Here is a 14,428-nt window from a genome sequence, read left to right as displayed (position 1 = left end):
CGGGGCAGAAAAATCGGACAATCTGATCAAGGGATGATCGTGGCGCGAAGTTTGCTAGGACAATCGCTAGGACAATTCCGGCATATGGCGCGCAGCGATGACCTCCTCTCCGAAATCAAACGACTGGACGCGGTCCATCGCCTCGATCGCGGGTCCCCGTTATCTGGCGATCGTCAAGGCGGTCGAGCTCGCGCTCGACACGGGCGACCTCAGGCCCGGAGATCGTCTGCCGCCGCAGCGTGACCTTGCCAAAAAGGTCGGGGTCAACATCGGCACGGTGAGCCGCGCCTATGCGATGATGCGGGATAGCGGCGTGACGTCGGGCGAGGTCGGCCGCGGCACGTTCCTCCAGGAGCCCGCCGGGGTGGATGGGCCAAGTTCCCTGTGGGAGCGCTCGGCGCCGCGATCCTTCATCGATCTCTCCCACAGTTTTCCCGACGAGGCGCCGATTCACCCGGCCGCCGCCGAGATCCTGCGCGAATGGCACGCGGATATCGACATACCCTCCCTGCTGGCCCGTCAGATCGACGCCGGCCTGCGCCGCCACCGCGCGATCGGGGCGCATTGGCTGTCTCGCTTCGGTCTGGAATGCGGTCCGGACGACGTGATGATCACCTGCGGCGGACAACACGGTCTGCTCCTCGCCATGGCCGCTCTCAGCCGGGCAGGGGATGTGGTCATGACGGAAGAGCTCGCCTTCTACGGACTGAAATCAGCAGCGGGCATGATGGGGCGCCAGCTCGTCAGCGTCCGCATGGACCGGGAAGGGCTGATGCCGCAATACCTGGACATCGTCTGTCGCCGTACGGGCGCCAAGGTCCTGTTCTGCACGCCCACCCTGCACAATCCGACGACGGCGATCATGTCGCTGGAGCGACGCCACGAGATCCTGGAGGTTTGCCGGCGGCACGATGTCACGATCGTCGAGGACGACGTCTGGAACTTCATGCTGGATACGCCGGCCGTTCCGTTCGCGGCCCTCGACCCCGACCGTACCGTCTATGTCACGAGCTTCTCGAAGATCATCGGCCCGGGCCTCCGGGTCGGCCTCCTGCGCATGCCACGGCATGCGCAGCACGCGCTCGGCGTTGCCCTGCGCGCCACCACCTTGATGGCATCGGCCGTGACGACCGAGCATGTCGTCCGCCTCCTGACCTCAAAGTCGATCGAGACGGTGATCGCCGCCTTGCGGACCGAAGCCCGCGCCCGGCAGGCCATCCTGACCGGCATCATTCCGGAGCGGCACCTGATCACCCGGCCGGAAGCCTTCTATGCCTGGCTCAAGCTGACGAACGGATGGTCTGCCGAGGCCTTTGTGCGCGAGGCTCATAAGCGCGACGTCGGCATAACGCCGTTCACCGTCTTCGAGGTGTCCTCCCTCAATCACAGCGACGGGATCCGGATCTGCATCAACGGCGCGCGGGATCGCAGCACCTTGGAGACGGCCCTGCATAGGCTCCGGACGCTGCTGCTCGACGAGACGCCCCGCGTCCTCTAGCTCCGGTCGCTTTCCGGGAAAGCTGCATCCTGTGCCTTCACGGTGCGGCAGATCCTGCCGCAGGTCGAGACGCGGAGGACGGGCTATCCATCAATCGCTCCTCGCGACCTTGTCATTGGGTGCCCCCAAGTTTGACGAAGTATGGTCCCAGCGGGCGCTGCGCCGGTCGATTGCTATTCGAGCCTTGTCGAACTTCCTTGATCTTGAGGAGTTGATCATGAGCCTGAAAGAAGCATCACCCGAAACGGTGACCGGGAGAACGCGCGCGAGATTGCGCCTTCTCGCTGCGGGAATGATGGTGGCGTCGACCCTGACCGTCGCCGGTCCAGCCTTGGCTCAAGCCCCGGCTGCGAAACCCAACATCCTGGTGATCATGGGCGACGATGTCGGCTGGTTCAACATCGGCGCCTATCATCGGGGCATGATGTCCGGCAAGACGCCCAATCTCGACAAGCTGGCGTCGGAAGGCATGATGTTCACCGACTATTATGCCGAGGCGAGTTGCACGGCCGGCCGGGCCAACTTCATCACCGGCGAATTGCCGATCCGGACGGGCCTTACCACCGTGGGCCAGGCGGGTGCCGATGTCGGCATGCCGGCCGAGGCCGTGACGCTGGCGACCGTGCTGAAGGCTCAGGGCTATGCGACCGGGCAGTTCGGCAAGAACCACCTCGGTGATCTGAACAAATACCTGCCGACGTTGCACGGCTTCGACGAGTTCTTCGGCTATCTCTACCATCTCGACGCGATGTCGGATCCGTACTGGCACGACTATCCGCAGGACTGGATCGACAAGTACGGACCGCGCGATCTCCTCCACACCTATGCGACCGATACCGAGGATCCGACGCTCCAGCCGCGCTGGGGCAAGGTCGGCAAGCAGAAGATCGTCGACGAGGGCCCGCTGGCGCCGTTCCCGAACATGGCGGGACGGCAGAACTGGCAGATGGGTCGCGAGGCCAAGTACAATATGGAGACGTTCGACGACGCGCTCGTCCAGGCCAGCACCAATTTCATGGACAAGGCGAAGCAGGACGGCAAGCCGTTCTTCGTCTGGCATAACACGACCCGCATGCATGTCTTCACGTTCGTCCCGCCGAAGTACCAGGCGATGATGAACGCGACCACGAACTACGGGCTCGAGGAAGCCGGCATGGCGCAGATGGACGACAGCATCGGCGCGCTGCTGCAGCACGTGAAGGACATGGGCGAGGAAGACAACACCATCGTCATCTTCACCACCGACAACGGCGCCGAGGTCTTCACTTGGCCGGACGGCGGCATGACGCCCTTCAGGGCGACCAAGGGGACGGTCTGGGAGGGTGGCTTCCGGGTCCCGGCGATCATCCGCTGGCCAGACCACATCAAGCCCGGCAGCGTGGAGAACGGCATCTTCTCCGGCCTCGACTGGCTGCCGACGCTGGCCGCCGCCGCTGGCAATCCCGATATCAAGGATCAGTTGCTGCAGGGCGTCGAACTGGGTGGGCGAACCTACAAGAACCATCTCGACGGCTACAACCAGCTCGACCTGCTGCTGGGCAAGGGTCCTTCGGCCCGGCATGAGCTGTTCTATTTCGGTGGCGCGAAGCTGGGCGCCATCCGCATCGACGACTTCAAGTTCCAGTTCTACCAGCAGCCTTATGGCTGGCCGGGCGAAAAGGCGACCACGGATATGCCGTCGATCGTCAACATCCGGCAGGACCCATTCGAAAGGACGCCGTCGATCCGGGGCGAGACGCTCAACGATATGGGCGGCGGCTACATGAACGACTTCTACGCCCGCCAGTTCTGGCGTTTCGTCCTGGTGCAGAACGAGGTGGCGGAGCTGGCGAAAACGGCGTTGAAGTTCCCGCCGATGCAGGCGCCGGCCTCCTTCAATCTCGACGCGGTCAAGACGCAGATCGACGAGGCGATCAAGAACCAGTCCGGGCAATAGCCCGCCAAGCCGAGCGGGGCGCCTCCTCGAGCGCGTCCCGCTCCTCCGCCGGCGGAAAGCGGCACAAACGAGGGGGCTCATGCTTGCGATTCGGTGCCACCCGCACCGCGCGCTCGCTTCAGGTGAAACCGGTTCAGGAGTCGCTAGTCCTTCGTGCGATTCGTGGTTCCTGGACTGCGCCGTCGGGCGCAAGGTCACCAATCGATGGGGCCGGTTCCGTCGAAGAAGCCGCCTGTAGGCCCGTCCGCGCTCAACTTAGCAACCGATACGATGATAGCGGCGCCTTCGGCCGGGCTTTTGCCTTGCATGCCGCTGAGTTTGGTGGCGACCATTCCCGGACACACGGCGTTCACCCTGATGCCTTCGCGCTCCAATGCCTTCGCCAGAAGCACCGTGGCGGCGTTGAGCGCCGTCTTCGAGACCGGATAGGCGTAATACAGCTTCTCCGGATCCATCTTGAAGAAATCGCCGGCCATGAAGGAAAACCGACCTGCGCCGCTGGAGACGTTGACGATGCGTCCCGCTGCCGACTTGCGAAGCAGCGGCACGCATAGCTGCGCAAGCTGCACCGGGCCATGCAGATTCGCTTGAAACACGATGGCGATGGTTTCAGGCGTGTCGCCAGGCAGCGCGACGCCCGCATTGTTGACGAGCAGGTCGAGGCGGCCCTGCTCCCTGTCGATGCGCTCCACGGCGGATCGCAATGTTGCCTCATCGGCCAGATCGAGATGTATCGGCCGAACGTCGCCCGCGCTGGAAAGTTCGGCTGCGGCGGTGATACCCTTTTCTGCATCGCGACTGCCGAGATAGACGACCATCCCTTCCTTGGCGAGTTGCCGAACGACCTCATATCCGATGCCGGAATTGCCACCAGTGACCAGCGCTATTTCCATCGCACCATCTCCTGAAAAGCTCGTTGCATTTTCCGCACTAAATGCGAAAATATATGCACTGAGTGCAATTTATTGAGAGCCATGTCAACATTCAAGGTCCGGGACAATGCAGGGCGCGGGGACGGCATCCGCGAAACCAAGCGGCGCGAAACGCATCGCAGGATCGCGGAGGCCGGGGTGCGTCTGTTTATCGAGCGAGGCTATGAAGCGACGACGCTGGACGCCATTGCCGAGGCTGCGGAAATCTCGCGCAGGACGTTCTTCGCCTACTTCAGAAGCAAGGACGAAATCCTTCGAAGCTGGCAACTTGGCGGTTGGGAGGCATTCCTGGACGACCTGCGCCAGGCGTCGCCCGACGAATTACCGCTTCAAGCGATCCGCAGCCGGTTTCCAGGACACCTGTCGCGCTACAGCGCCGATCAGTTGAAGGCGATCGCGAAGGTTATGTCCTCAAGCGAGGGGTTACGGGCCACCAAGCACGCCGCGTTTGCCGAGCAGGAGATGCTTCTTTTCGAAGTGCTCTGCGAGGTATGGCGCCAACCTGAACGCAGGTTGGAACTCCGCCTCGTAGCGATGAGTGCCGTGGGTGCGCTGCGGGTGGCCGTCGAGAGGTGGGACCTTCCCGGCAACCAGAGTCCGCTCCAGCAGCTCTTCGTCGAGACACTCGACGCGCTTGAATCTGCGTTCCCTTAGTCGCCGGACCAAGCGTCCAGGATGGTGGATCGCTGCTTCTGAGCGCCATCAACGACGCGGTGGCAAAAGCGAAGCCGCTGCTTGGAGCTTGGCACTATGTGCGCGTGGCCGCCGCAAAACGCGCCTCTCAGGCGGTGTCAACGCGGGGCGGGATGGACCAGTTTCGCTGTATGACCGTCAGATGATCTCCGGATAACCCAGCTGCCGGGCCTGGTCCTCATAGAGGGCCAACTGCTCGTACGCGGCTATGTTCGGAACTTCGAGCGAACTGATTTCCAGCGCATTGCGAATGTGCAGCGTTGACGGGTCCTCAAAAGCCTCGAAAAGGGCCTCGGTCAGCAATTGCGCTTCCCTCTCGCTGGTCTCGGATGACGTGACAAAGGGCAGCGACGGGCTGGCGACGGTTTCATCCAATATCCGGAACTGAGCGGAATCGGTTTTCCGGTGCTTCTGAAAGAAACCCCACGTGACGTTATCGATGGAGCAGACATCGATTTTTCGCTCGCGCAGATGCTCGAGGCTGAGCATGTGGCCGCCCGTCATGACCACAGCCGAGAAGAACGGCTTGCCGTCCGCAATGTGCGCCACCGACAAGCGGGGCAGGTTCATGCCGGAGTTGGACAGCAAGCTGTTGCACCCGAAGATGCGGCCGCGCAGATCTTCCAGCGAGCTGGCTGTATCGTCTGAACGCACAATGAAATAGGCGCGATGCGTTGCGCCTTCACATCCCGCGAAATTGTAGCATGGCGTTGCCAGCATCCGACCTTGCGACCTGAAGCGTTTGAAGAGCGGATAGCCGCAGATCTGCGTAAAGAGCACGTTGGGCTCGATGCCATCCGGGACAGACGCTCGACCGCCGTCGAAGTGGATCGTGGCTGCGTCAAATCCTTGCCGGGCGAGCCTGTTGCGTAACTCCGCGTATAGGGCAGAGTTCGCTGCCGCAATTTCCGGAAGGAAATACATCGGAAGGCTTATCGATCGCATCCGCTTGGATCCCATGGAGCAATGGCTAGGAGGAAATGCTGGTGGACGAGAACCGCGGAATGGCATCTAGCAAGGCTCGGCCGTAGGCGCTTTGCGGGTGTCGGAGAAACGACGCCACGTCGCCGGCTTCGACAACGTCGCCATGCTGCATCAGGACGAACCGGGAGCACATGAGCTTCACGACTTCGATATCGTGCGTGACAAACAGGAAGCTGAGCCCGAGAGCGCTGCGCAGTTCATCCAGCAACTTGAGAATTCCGGCTTGCACGGAGACGTCGAGCGATGCTGTTGGCTCGTCCAACACTAGGAGGCGCGGCTGAGGCGCGAGGGCTCGTGCGATGCCAATCCTGGCTTTCTGGCCGCCGGAAAGCTGGTGGGGATATCGCTGCAGGACACTGCGCGGCAGGAACACCGCATCCGCCAATTCCTCAACCTGCCTGGATAAATCGTGCGGCTTGTCGAGCCTTCTCAATGGCTCGGCAATGGCGTCGAAGGCCGTCAGATGCGGGGTGAGTGCATCATCCGGGTCCTGAAAAACGTGCTGTATCAACCGACGCATGGGACTGCGGGCAAAACGGCCGGGCGCGATGTCACCAATGTCGATGCCATCAAAAGTGATTCGGCCGCTGCTCGGCTGAAGGAGACGCGAGACCATGCGCGCTACCGTCGTCTTTCCCGAACCGCTCTCTCCAATGAGTGCCAGGCTTTCGCCCCGCGCGATCTCGAACGTCGCGCTGCGGACGGCGGTAACCGGTGTTCTTCCCCACCCGCCGCCGTAATTTTTGCCAAGTCCCTCAACCTTTAGCATGACGGATGCCAGCAGCTGACGAAATGGTCTTTCGCGACCCGTTCCACGGGCGGGCGTTCCTCACACTCGACCCCATAGTTTACGCAACGGCGACTGAAGCGGCAGGCTGGTAGCGGCGCCGAGAGATCGGGCAATTGACCCGGTATGACAGCCAGGGAAGCCGGGCTGGCGTTGAACTGGGGTGCGCAGCCACGCAACGCGACCGTGTACGGATGCTGAGGCGCGGAAATAATGGCATCGGCCGGCGCGCTCTCCACAATCTGGCCAGCGTGCATGACGGCGATACGACTGCAGCGCGCCGCCGCCAGCGCGAGGTTGTGGGTCACGAGCAGTGTCGCCATGCCTCGTTCGCGGGACAATTCCCCGATGACATCAAGAACCGCTGCTTCCGTAAGCACATCAAGACCGGTCGTCGGTTCGTCGGCCACCAGCAGTTGCGGCTCGCGCCCGAGCGCCAGGGCGATTCCAATGCGCTGACATTGGCCGCCCGAGAGCTCGGAGGGATAGGCGGATGCTCTCGATTCCGGGATGCGGACGGTCCGGAGCAGCTCCGCTACGCGTTCCGGTCCTGCCACATCTGAAATCTGGCGCCCCACCGTCAGGGTCGGATTGAGACTGCTCCGCGGCGACTGAAAGATCTGAGCGATCGGCAGTCGGGGTCGACGATTTTCGCGCAAGGGGCTCATAGGCTCGCCACGCCAGGCCATGGTGCCACTGGTGATACGGGCCGCCGGGTCGAGAAGGCCGCTGATCGCGTAAGACAGCACCGATTTTCCCGATCCACTCTCCCCAACCAGGCCAAGCGTCTCGCCAGGTTCGATTCTGAGGGAGACCCGATCGAGAACTTGTACGGTCCGTCGCCGATTCTCGAAAACGACGGTCAGTCCGTTGACCTCCAACATCAGCGACGTTCCCGGATATCGAGGCGATCCCGCAATCCGTCGCCAAGCAGGTTGAACGACAAGACGACCGCCACGAGGACGATGCCAGGCATGATCGATACCCACCATTGCCCACTGATGATGAGGCTGGCGCCATCCGCGACCATCAGGCCCCACTCCGGCGTCGGCGGTCGGATTCCGAGGCCGATGAAGGACAGGGCTGCGGCATTCAATATCGCCCACCCCATCGTCAGCGAGGCCTGAACGGCAAGACCGGGCAGGGCGCAGGGCACCAGATGAACCAGCAATATCCTCCACTGGCTATTGCCTGCCACCTGGGCGGCTTCGACGAAGCCGGCATGGCGGCGCTGCAGGATCTCGGCCCGCATCGCACGGGCGTAGAATGGCAGGTTCACGATCGCCGTCGCATAGATCACGTTCATGAACGAGTTCCCGAGCGCAGCGACGATGCCCATGGCAAGCAGAAACAGCGGAAAGGCGATGATGGTATCGACGAACCACGTGCAGACCCGATCGAACCACCCCCCGAAAAATCCGCCGATGGCCCCGATTGCCCCTCCGAAGAGAAGCGCCAATGCCGCCGAGGCGACCCCGATAAACAGATCGATACGGGTGGCGACGAGGATACGGGAGCAGATATCGCGTCCAAGCTGATCCGTCCCGCAGGGGTGGGCGAGACTGGGTGGCATCAGTTGAAGCGCGCTGTTCGTTGCTATCGGATCATAGGGCGCAATGAATTCTCCCAGCACGGCGATTGCCAGGATCAGGACGCAGGCCGTCAGCGTTGCAGACGAAAGGGCAGGGCGCCAGCCTCGAGGCGCTATCGTACCAAGCACGCTCATCTCAATTCGCAATCCGGGTACGTACGTCGAGCGTGGCAGCCAGGATATCGAGCACGATGCTGACCGCGAGGTAGAGCGTCGCAATCGCCAGAATGAAGCCCTGGACGGCTGCATAGTCCGACGATGCTAGGGCATCGAGTGCGTAGGTGCCCACTCCCGGCCAACCGAATACCTTTTCGATCACCACATTGGCGCTGATCAGGTACGAAAGGACGAACCCGGCGGTGGTCAGGACCGGCAGAAGCGCATTTCTCAGGGCGTAGACATAGATAATCGTCCGTCGTGGCAGATCATGCGATCGCGCGGCTCGCACGTAGTCACTCGACAGGACAGCGAGCATCGAAGCACGCGTGATGCGCGCCAGCGGGCCGACCGCCGTCAAGGCCAGTGCGATCGCTGGAAGCATCATGTGCGCGAGCGCGTCGCGAAAATTTCCCCAGTCACCAACCAGGAGCGCATCAATCAGGAGAAAGCCGGTCCGCGTCGGTGGCTCGAAGGCCATAGGATCCAGCCGCCCGAGTGGCGCAGGCGCCCAGTCCAGTTGGTAGTAAAAAACGAAGACCAGAATCAGCGCCGAAAAGAAGCCCGGCACGGACAAAACGATCGTTGATCCAACGCGAAATGCGTGGTCCAGAGCCCGGCCGCGATGCAGCGCCACCTGCACACCAAGCGGTATCGCGACAACAACTGCGATCAGCAGCGCCGTGAGGGTCAACTCCAGAGTGTTGGGCAGCCGCGCCAGCAAATCCGCCGTCACCGGCTGGCCCGTCACAAGCGAACGGCCCAGATCCCCTCGGCTCAACTGCCCTATGTAAGCGAGAAACTGCTGCCAGAGCGGCAGGTCCAGCTGCAGGGTGCGTCGCAAATCGGCAATTGCCTCGGGGGTCGGGGCTGCGCCCGCAAAATAGACCGCCGGATCACCGGGCAGGACACGTGTCATCAGAAACGAGACGATCACAATGCCCGCCAATGTCGGCGCGCCAGCGATGATTCGGCGGATCGCCAGCCCTGGGATGCTACGCATGGTTCAGTCCTTGCGTAGGTTTCTCACATCGAGCTGGCGATGGAACATATACACGTTCCCGCTTACCGCCTGGCTCGTCACGACGTCCAGGGTCGGTTGGTAGAGCGGCGCATAGGGTACGTCGGTCGCGGCCAGCTTGATGAACTGCTTGACGAGCTCGGTATAGCGCGCGCCGTCACGTTCAACGCGTGCCTGATCCAGGAGGCGGTCCATATCCGGGCTCTGGTAGCTCGCAAGGTTCCAGATCGTGTTCTGGCTGTGCCAGAGCCAGCGGAAGAAGAAATCCGGATCGTCGAACCACGCTCCGAAAAGATCGAGAGCGAGCGGCCAGGCCTTCTGGTTTCTGCGGGCCGCGAAGTCCGCAAGCTTGTCGATGCGCACCTGGATGCCGAGCTTGGCGAGCGAGTCTTGGATCAGCAGAGCCGTCGCCTCGTCCGCGGAAGCCAACTGGGCATCAAAGGCGAGGCTGGTTTCGAAACCGCCGGCCAAGCCCGCCTCGGCAAGCAGGGCTTTCGATCTGTCCGGATCGTACGTGTACGGGAATTTTTGGGGCCAGGATGCGTCCTGTGGCTCCGCCGCGCCGCCAAAAAGAGGTTGGGCCCGGCCGTGCACGGCCGTATCGATCAAGGACTGGTAAGGGATGGCGAAGGCGATCGCCTGCCTGACCCGCACGTCATCAAACGGCTTGATGATCGTCGAGATCGCCAGATACTTCAGGGTATTGGCCATCGGCGTGGAGGACACCCGAAGCTTGTTGTCCTTGAGCAAATCCGCTACGTCGCGCGGAGGCAGATCGGATACAACGTCGACGTCGCCCCGCTCCAGCAGCGCCCGGCGCGTTCCGGCTGCGCCGACATTCCGGAACAGAGCCCGCGCGATCTTGGGCGCTTCTCCGCCTTTCCATTCGTCGAAACGCGTCAGCGCTATCTGCTCGCTGGCTTTGAATGTATCAACCTTATAGGGGCCGCTGCCGGCGCCGTTGTTCTTGGTCCATTCAAGCGCCCACGGATCCGCCTCCGTGGCATGCTGTTGGCAAAGCTTGCTGTTGTAGATGTTGGGCACGACGATCGCGAGTGACGGAAGCGTCAACTTGTCCGCGCGCAAGAACGTCAGCTTGAATGTGTGATCATCCACCACTTCGAACTGATTGACGTCCGTCAGAGAGGCCTGTTCCATCTGCCTCTGGGGAAAACCACCAACCTTGACCATCCGGTCGAAGGACCATTTGACGTCATGCGCCGTCACCGGCGTTCCATCGTGGAAGACGGCATCGCGCCTAAGGTTGAAAGTCACTGACGAATTATCGGGCGAAATCTCCCAGCTCTCTGCGAGCTGGGGCTCCAGCTTGAAGTAGTCGTAGGAAAGCCCGCCTTCCGGAAGCGACTTGACCCCGAACTTCAAAAGCCTGTCGTAGATCAGCCACGCTGCGCCATAGCTGGCCCGGTTTGCGCCGACCGTGTGGGTGTCCAGGCTGTTCGGGGTCATCTCGGCGGCAACGAGCAATGTATCAGAGCGAGATTGCGCCCCCGCGGCGGTTCCGAGCAGTGGCAGGCCCATCGCTCCCATAGAGGCAGCGAGAACAAATTCGCGGCGGCTCAGCATAAAATGCCCCTCTCTTTAAACAACGGTCCCGCCCCCCCGTTGTTCGAACAGCGGCTGGCGGCGCTCCACAATCTCGTTGGGTGATCCGAAGCCGGCGCAGCGACAGTCACATGCTGACCTGCTGCCGAAATCTAGCCCCTGCTACCTGCCTCGAAGGTTGCATCAACCCGTCGGCAAGCTCGCCGATACAATCAGCGTCACCAGAATGGGTCAAGAGAACCAGATTTTGATGTCAGGTATAATTGAATATAAATATTCCAAGCATAAGCTAATTCGCGTAACATTTCGATTTATTCTATATTCTGTCCATTCTTGAGCATAACATTCTACAATGCGAGCTGTGAATCCATTGACAGACTATCGCCTTGTGCCGACATTGCGCGCCAATCTAGTCGGTTGCGCGGAACTATGTTTGAGAACAAGACGACATTTAGCCCACAAGTATTCGACCTTGGGCCGCATAGGTGGGCGATTTCTTCGCCCTCTGCAGAGACGCGGATGTGGTTCAATCTCGGATTGAACTGGTGTCACGGCTTTAACCGTGAAGAGGGCGTCAAGTGCTTCCGCAAGGCCCTGGAAACCGATCCTGAATGCGTCATGGCCCATTGGGGCATCGCCTATGGCTCTGGCCCCTTCTACAATCTGACCTGGCGCGAATTGGGAGAGAAGGAGGCAATCGCCGTCACGCGGTTGGCCTTTGAAAGTGTGCAGCGCGCGAGGCTTTACGCCCACAGCGCTTCCGAGTTGGAGAATGCGCTTGTCGAAGCGCTCGCGCGGCGATTCCAGCTCCCGAACCCTGTGCCGCTTGCCGAATTCGAGCGCTGGGAAGACGATTACACTGCGTCGATGCGGCGCCTTTATCATGCCAACCGCGATCACCACGACGTGGCAGCACTTTTTGCAGAAGCGCTGTTAACCCGGACGCCCCGGCGTCTTTGGGACCTCAAGTCCGGTCGGCCTGCAGCAGGCTCCGACGTTCTGGAGGCCATCGAGGTATGCGAACGCTCGATGGCGGCCAAGGATCAGGCCGGGGCCACGCAGCATCCTGCAATCATCCATTTGCACATACATGCGCTTGAGATGTCTACCGAGCCCGGGCGCTCGATGGCGGCGGCATTTGCCTTGGAGGATCTTTGCCCTGAGGCCGGCCACATGAATCACATGCCCGGCCATGTCTTTGTGCTTTGTGGCGACTACGATCGCGCCCGAGTCGCCAGTAAGAAAGCAATCGCGGCAAACGACAAATTTCTCGCCTACGCCGGGAAGCACAATTACTACACCGTCGCTTGCGCGCACGATCTACATCTGATGATCCATGCATGCATGTTCTTGGGGCGCTATTCCGAGGCGATTGCAGCCGCCGATAAACTTCGTGGGATCATCACGAAAGACGTCCTGAGCGTGAAGGATCGACCCAAGCTCGCGATGACGCTCGAAGGATATTACTCCGTTCGTTCGCATGTCCTCGTACGGTTCGGTCGCTGGGAGGCGATCCTGGCGGAACCGGCTCCCGATGAGCCGGCTCTCTACCTCGTCTCGACGGCAATGCATCATTACGCGAGCACGATCGCGGCCGCTGCATTGAAGGATTTTTCGCGAGCCGACGTCGAAAGGCAGCTCTTTAGAGAGAGCCTGGCGCGTATTCCTGCCGAGCGCCGCTTCTTCAACAACATGGCCCACGACGTGCTCGCCGTCGGAGAGCAGATGCTCGAGGGCGAATTGGCCTATCACAGGGGCGACTATGCCGTTGCCTTCGGCCACCTTCGCGAAAGCGTGCGGCTTGACGATAGTCTGAACTACATCGAACCTTGGGCGTGGATGCATCCGCCGCGGCACGCCTTGGCAGCCTTGCTCGCCGAGCAAGGGCATTTCGAAGAGGCTGAGCAAATCTACAGGGACGATCTCGGCCTGACCAATCAGATCCAGCGATGCGCTCAGCACCCCGACAACGTTTGGGCGCTGCACGGGCTGGTGGAATGCCTAAGGCTCAAGGACGAGCATGGCGAGTTGGCCCTCTATGGGGAAAAGCTGGCGAAAGCTCAGAGCCTTGCGGACACGCCCATCACGGCAGCCTGTCTTTGCCGGTCCGCGACGACGCGGGCCACGGCTCCGGCTCCGAAGCTGCCAGCCGAAGCCACGGCTGCGTCGTGCTGCTGCGGCTCATGACCCGACGCGGCCACGTTCCTACCCCCCGTGGCGTCAGTAGCTGTCGAGCCCGTTAGAGAAGGCTATCCTTGCCACGGTCATGCCGAGGCTGAACGCCAAATTCGGCCCGGTATGCCTTGGAAAAATGGGACTGACACGAAAACCCCGTCGCCATTCCAACCTCCAGCACGGAAAGCGTCGTTTGCATGAGCAAGCGGCGGGCGAACTTGAGCCGTATCTGTCGCTGATATTCCTTTGGCGTCGTGTCGAGGTGCGCTCGGAACAGCTTCTCGAGTTGTCGCACGGAGACACCCTGCGACTCCGCGATGCTGGCGCAGCTCAGCGGGTTCTCGATGCTTTTCTCCATCAGTCCGACGGCGTTGAGAACCTTGCGGTTGGTTATGTTCAAGCGGAAGCGCAGCGGCATGCGCTGCGAGTGTGAGCTTGGACGTATCCTGTCGTGCATGAACTCCTCGGCGACATGCGAAGCGAGGGTTTCGCCATGGTCGCCGGCAATCAGGGCGAGCATGACGTCCAGCGTGCCGGTGCCGCCTGAGGATGTATGGCGATCCCGATCGATCTCGTAGATTTCGTCGGTCGCGTTCAAATGTGGAAACTCATCCCGAAACTTCGGGAGGAGCTTCCAGTGGACGGTGCAGCGATAGTCGTCGAGAAGTCCCGCCCGCGCCAGGATGAAGCTGCCGAGGCCGGCAGCCCCAATCCGCACGCCCGCTCGCGCCTGTCGTCTCATCCACGAGAGAACGCGCTCTTCGCGCAGAGTGGGGGGGACCCTTCCGCCCGCGAAAACAATGATGTTGTTGAGGGGCGGCGCTTCATCGTACTTGGCGTGGGGGGCGACCTCGAGGCCGTTGGCCGCAGGAACGCTGCGGCCATCCTCCGTGAGAAAGTACCACTCGTACAGGGTCAGGCCGGATAGCCAGTTTGCAACGCGCAGGGCTTCGGTCGCGGCGGCAAACGGAATCAGCGAGAAGTTTGGAACCAGGAGAAATCCGAACCGCTGCGGCTCCACTTTTTCGCCGAACGCGGGAAGCATCGGAGGTGTTGCACCGGTCTTAGCTTGCGGCATCACGTGGTCTCCAA

At 61.5% G+C, this 14,428-nt stretch carries 12 protein-coding genes; 4 read left to right on the top strand and 8 right to left on the bottom strand.

Annotated features, from left to right (window positions below; translation table 11 throughout):
- The first annotated feature begins 97 nt into the window (after positions 1-97).
- Complete coding sequence (locus tag AC6HZP_RS15145) at positions 98-1,498, top strand: aminotransferase-like domain-containing protein (protein WP_497523544.1); 1,401 nt, start codon at positions 98-100, stop codon at positions 1,496-1,498.
- Between the two features lie 292 nt (positions 1,499-1,790).
- Entirely contained in the window at positions 1,791-3,434 is a 1,644-nt protein-coding gene (locus AC6HZP_RS15140; protein WP_497526809.1) for an arylsulfatase, read from the top strand.
- 194 nt (positions 3,435-3,628) lie between these two features.
- On the opposite strand, the gene AC6HZP_RS15135 is transcribed toward AC6HZP_RS15140, so the two are convergent.
- Positions 3,629-4,327, bottom strand: coding sequence for an SDR family NAD(P)-dependent oxidoreductase (locus tag AC6HZP_RS15135; protein ID WP_497523543.1), 699 nt, complete (start codon positions 4,325-4,327; stop codon positions 3,629-3,631).
- Positions 4,328-4,408: 81 nt separating this feature from the next.
- Between AC6HZP_RS15135 and AC6HZP_RS15130 the strand changes: the two genes are divergently transcribed.
- Complete coding sequence (locus AC6HZP_RS15130) at positions 4,409-5,020, top strand: TetR/AcrR family transcriptional regulator (RefSeq protein WP_497523542.1); 612 nt, start codon at positions 4,409-4,411, stop codon at positions 5,018-5,020.
- Between the two features lie 177 nt (positions 5,021-5,197).
- Here the strand turns inward: AC6HZP_RS15130 and AC6HZP_RS15125 are convergent, their stop codons facing one another.
- The 6 genes from AC6HZP_RS15125 to AC6HZP_RS15100 are packed head-to-tail and all read right to left on the bottom strand — an operon-like array spanning position 5,198 to position 11,182.
- Complete coding sequence (locus AC6HZP_RS15125; protein WP_497523541.1) at positions 5,198-5,983, bottom strand: phosphate/phosphite/phosphonate ABC transporter substrate-binding protein; 786 nt, start codon at positions 5,981-5,983, stop codon at positions 5,198-5,200.
- Between the two features lie 46 nt (positions 5,984-6,029).
- The gene (locus AC6HZP_RS15120; protein WP_497523540.1) at positions 6,030-6,812 is read right to left on the bottom strand and encodes an ABC transporter ATP-binding protein; all 783 of its coding nucleotides are present in this window, start codon (positions 6,810-6,812) and stop codon (positions 6,030-6,032) included.
- Positions 6,806-7,714 carry an ABC transporter ATP-binding protein gene (locus AC6HZP_RS15115; RefSeq protein ID WP_497523539.1) on the bottom strand — a complete coding sequence of 303 codons (909 nt, stop codon included), beginning with the start codon at positions 7,712-7,714 and terminating at the stop codon, positions 6,806-6,808. Before AC6HZP_RS15115 ends, AC6HZP_RS15120 begins: the two co-directional genes overlap by 7 nt.
- The gene (locus AC6HZP_RS15110) at positions 7,714-8,556 is read right to left on the bottom strand and encodes an ABC transporter permease (RefSeq protein WP_497523538.1); all 843 of its coding nucleotides are present in this window, start codon (positions 8,554-8,556) and stop codon (positions 7,714-7,716) included. Before AC6HZP_RS15110 ends, AC6HZP_RS15115 begins: the two co-directional genes overlap by 1 nt.
- Position 8,557: 1 nt before the next feature.
- Positions 8,558-9,580: an ABC transporter permease gene (locus AC6HZP_RS15105; RefSeq protein WP_497523537.1), complete on the bottom strand. Its 1,023-nt coding sequence runs from the start codon at positions 9,578-9,580 to the stop codon at positions 8,558-8,560.
- 3 nt (positions 9,581-9,583) lie between these two features.
- Positions 9,584-11,182, bottom strand: a complete 1,599-nt coding sequence (locus AC6HZP_RS15100; RefSeq protein WP_497523536.1) for an ABC transporter substrate-binding protein — start codon at positions 11,180-11,182, stop codon at positions 9,584-9,586.
- A gap of 498 nt (positions 11,183-11,680) precedes the next feature.
- On the opposite strand from AC6HZP_RS15100, the gene AC6HZP_RS15095 reads away from it, so the two are divergent.
- Positions 11,681-13,348 carry a tetratricopeptide repeat protein gene (locus AC6HZP_RS15095; RefSeq protein ID WP_497523535.1) on the top strand — a complete coding sequence of 556 codons (1,668 nt, stop codon included), beginning with the start codon at positions 11,681-11,683 and terminating at the stop codon, positions 13,346-13,348.
- A 52-nt stretch (positions 13,349-13,400) separates the two neighbouring features.
- Here AC6HZP_RS15095 and AC6HZP_RS15090 read toward each other — a convergent pair whose 3' ends face one another.
- On the bottom strand, positions 13,401-14,414 hold the full coding sequence (locus tag AC6HZP_RS15090) for a GlxA family transcriptional regulator (protein WP_497523534.1): 1,014 nt from the start codon (positions 14,412-14,414) through the stop codon (positions 13,401-13,403).
- Between the last annotated feature and the right edge of the window lie 14 nt (positions 14,415-14,428).

The sequence above is a fragment of the Kaistia sp. SLG-1 genome (assembly GCF_059699055.1).
This window is presented reverse-complemented; position numbering and strand designations above follow the sequence as displayed.

What these genes read in the sequence shown, in the direction of transcription:
- AC6HZP_RS15145 (WP_497523544.1), top strand. Translation starts at nt 98, where the DNA reads ATGACCTCCTCTCCGAAATCAAACGACTGGACGCGGTCCATCGCCTCG.
- AC6HZP_RS15140 (WP_497526809.1), top strand. Translation starts at nt 1,791, where the DNA reads ATGATGGTGGCGTCGACCCTGACCGTCGCCGGTCCAGCCTTGGCTCAA.
- AC6HZP_RS15135 (WP_497523543.1), bottom strand. Translation starts at nt 4,327, where the DNA reads ATGGAAATAGCGCTGGTCACTGGTGGCAATTCCGGCATCGGATATGAG.
- AC6HZP_RS15130 (WP_497523542.1), top strand. Translation starts at nt 4,409, where the DNA reads ATGTCAACATTCAAGGTCCGGGACAATGCAGGGCGCGGGGACGGCATC.
- AC6HZP_RS15125 (WP_497523541.1), bottom strand. Translation starts at nt 5,983, where the DNA reads ATGTATTTCCTTCCGGAAATTGCGGCAGCGAACTCTGCCCTATACGCG.
- AC6HZP_RS15120 (WP_497523540.1), bottom strand. Translation starts at nt 6,812, where the DNA reads ATGCTAAAGGTTGAGGGACTTGGCAAAAATTACGGCGGCGGGTGGGGA.
- AC6HZP_RS15115 (WP_497523539.1), bottom strand. Translation starts at nt 7,714, where the DNA reads ATGTTGGAGGTCAACGGACTGACCGTCGTTTTCGAGAATCGGCGACGG.
- AC6HZP_RS15110 (WP_497523538.1), bottom strand. Translation starts at nt 8,556, where the DNA reads ATGAGCGTGCTTGGTACGATAGCGCCTCGAGGCTGGCGCCCTGCCCTT.
- AC6HZP_RS15105 (WP_497523537.1), bottom strand. Translation starts at nt 9,580, where the DNA reads ATGCGTAGCATCCCAGGGCTGGCGATCCGCCGAATCATCGCTGGCGCG.
- AC6HZP_RS15100 (WP_497523536.1), bottom strand. Translation starts at nt 11,182, where the DNA reads ATGCTGAGCCGCCGCGAATTTGTTCTCGCTGCCTCTATGGGAGCGATG.
- AC6HZP_RS15095 (WP_497523535.1), top strand. Translation starts at nt 11,681, where the DNA reads ATGTGGTTCAATCTCGGATTGAACTGGTGTCACGGCTTTAACCGTGAA.
- AC6HZP_RS15090 (WP_497523534.1), bottom strand. Translation starts at nt 14,414, where the DNA reads ATGCCGCAAGCTAAGACCGGTGCAACACCTCCGATGCTTCCCGCGTTC.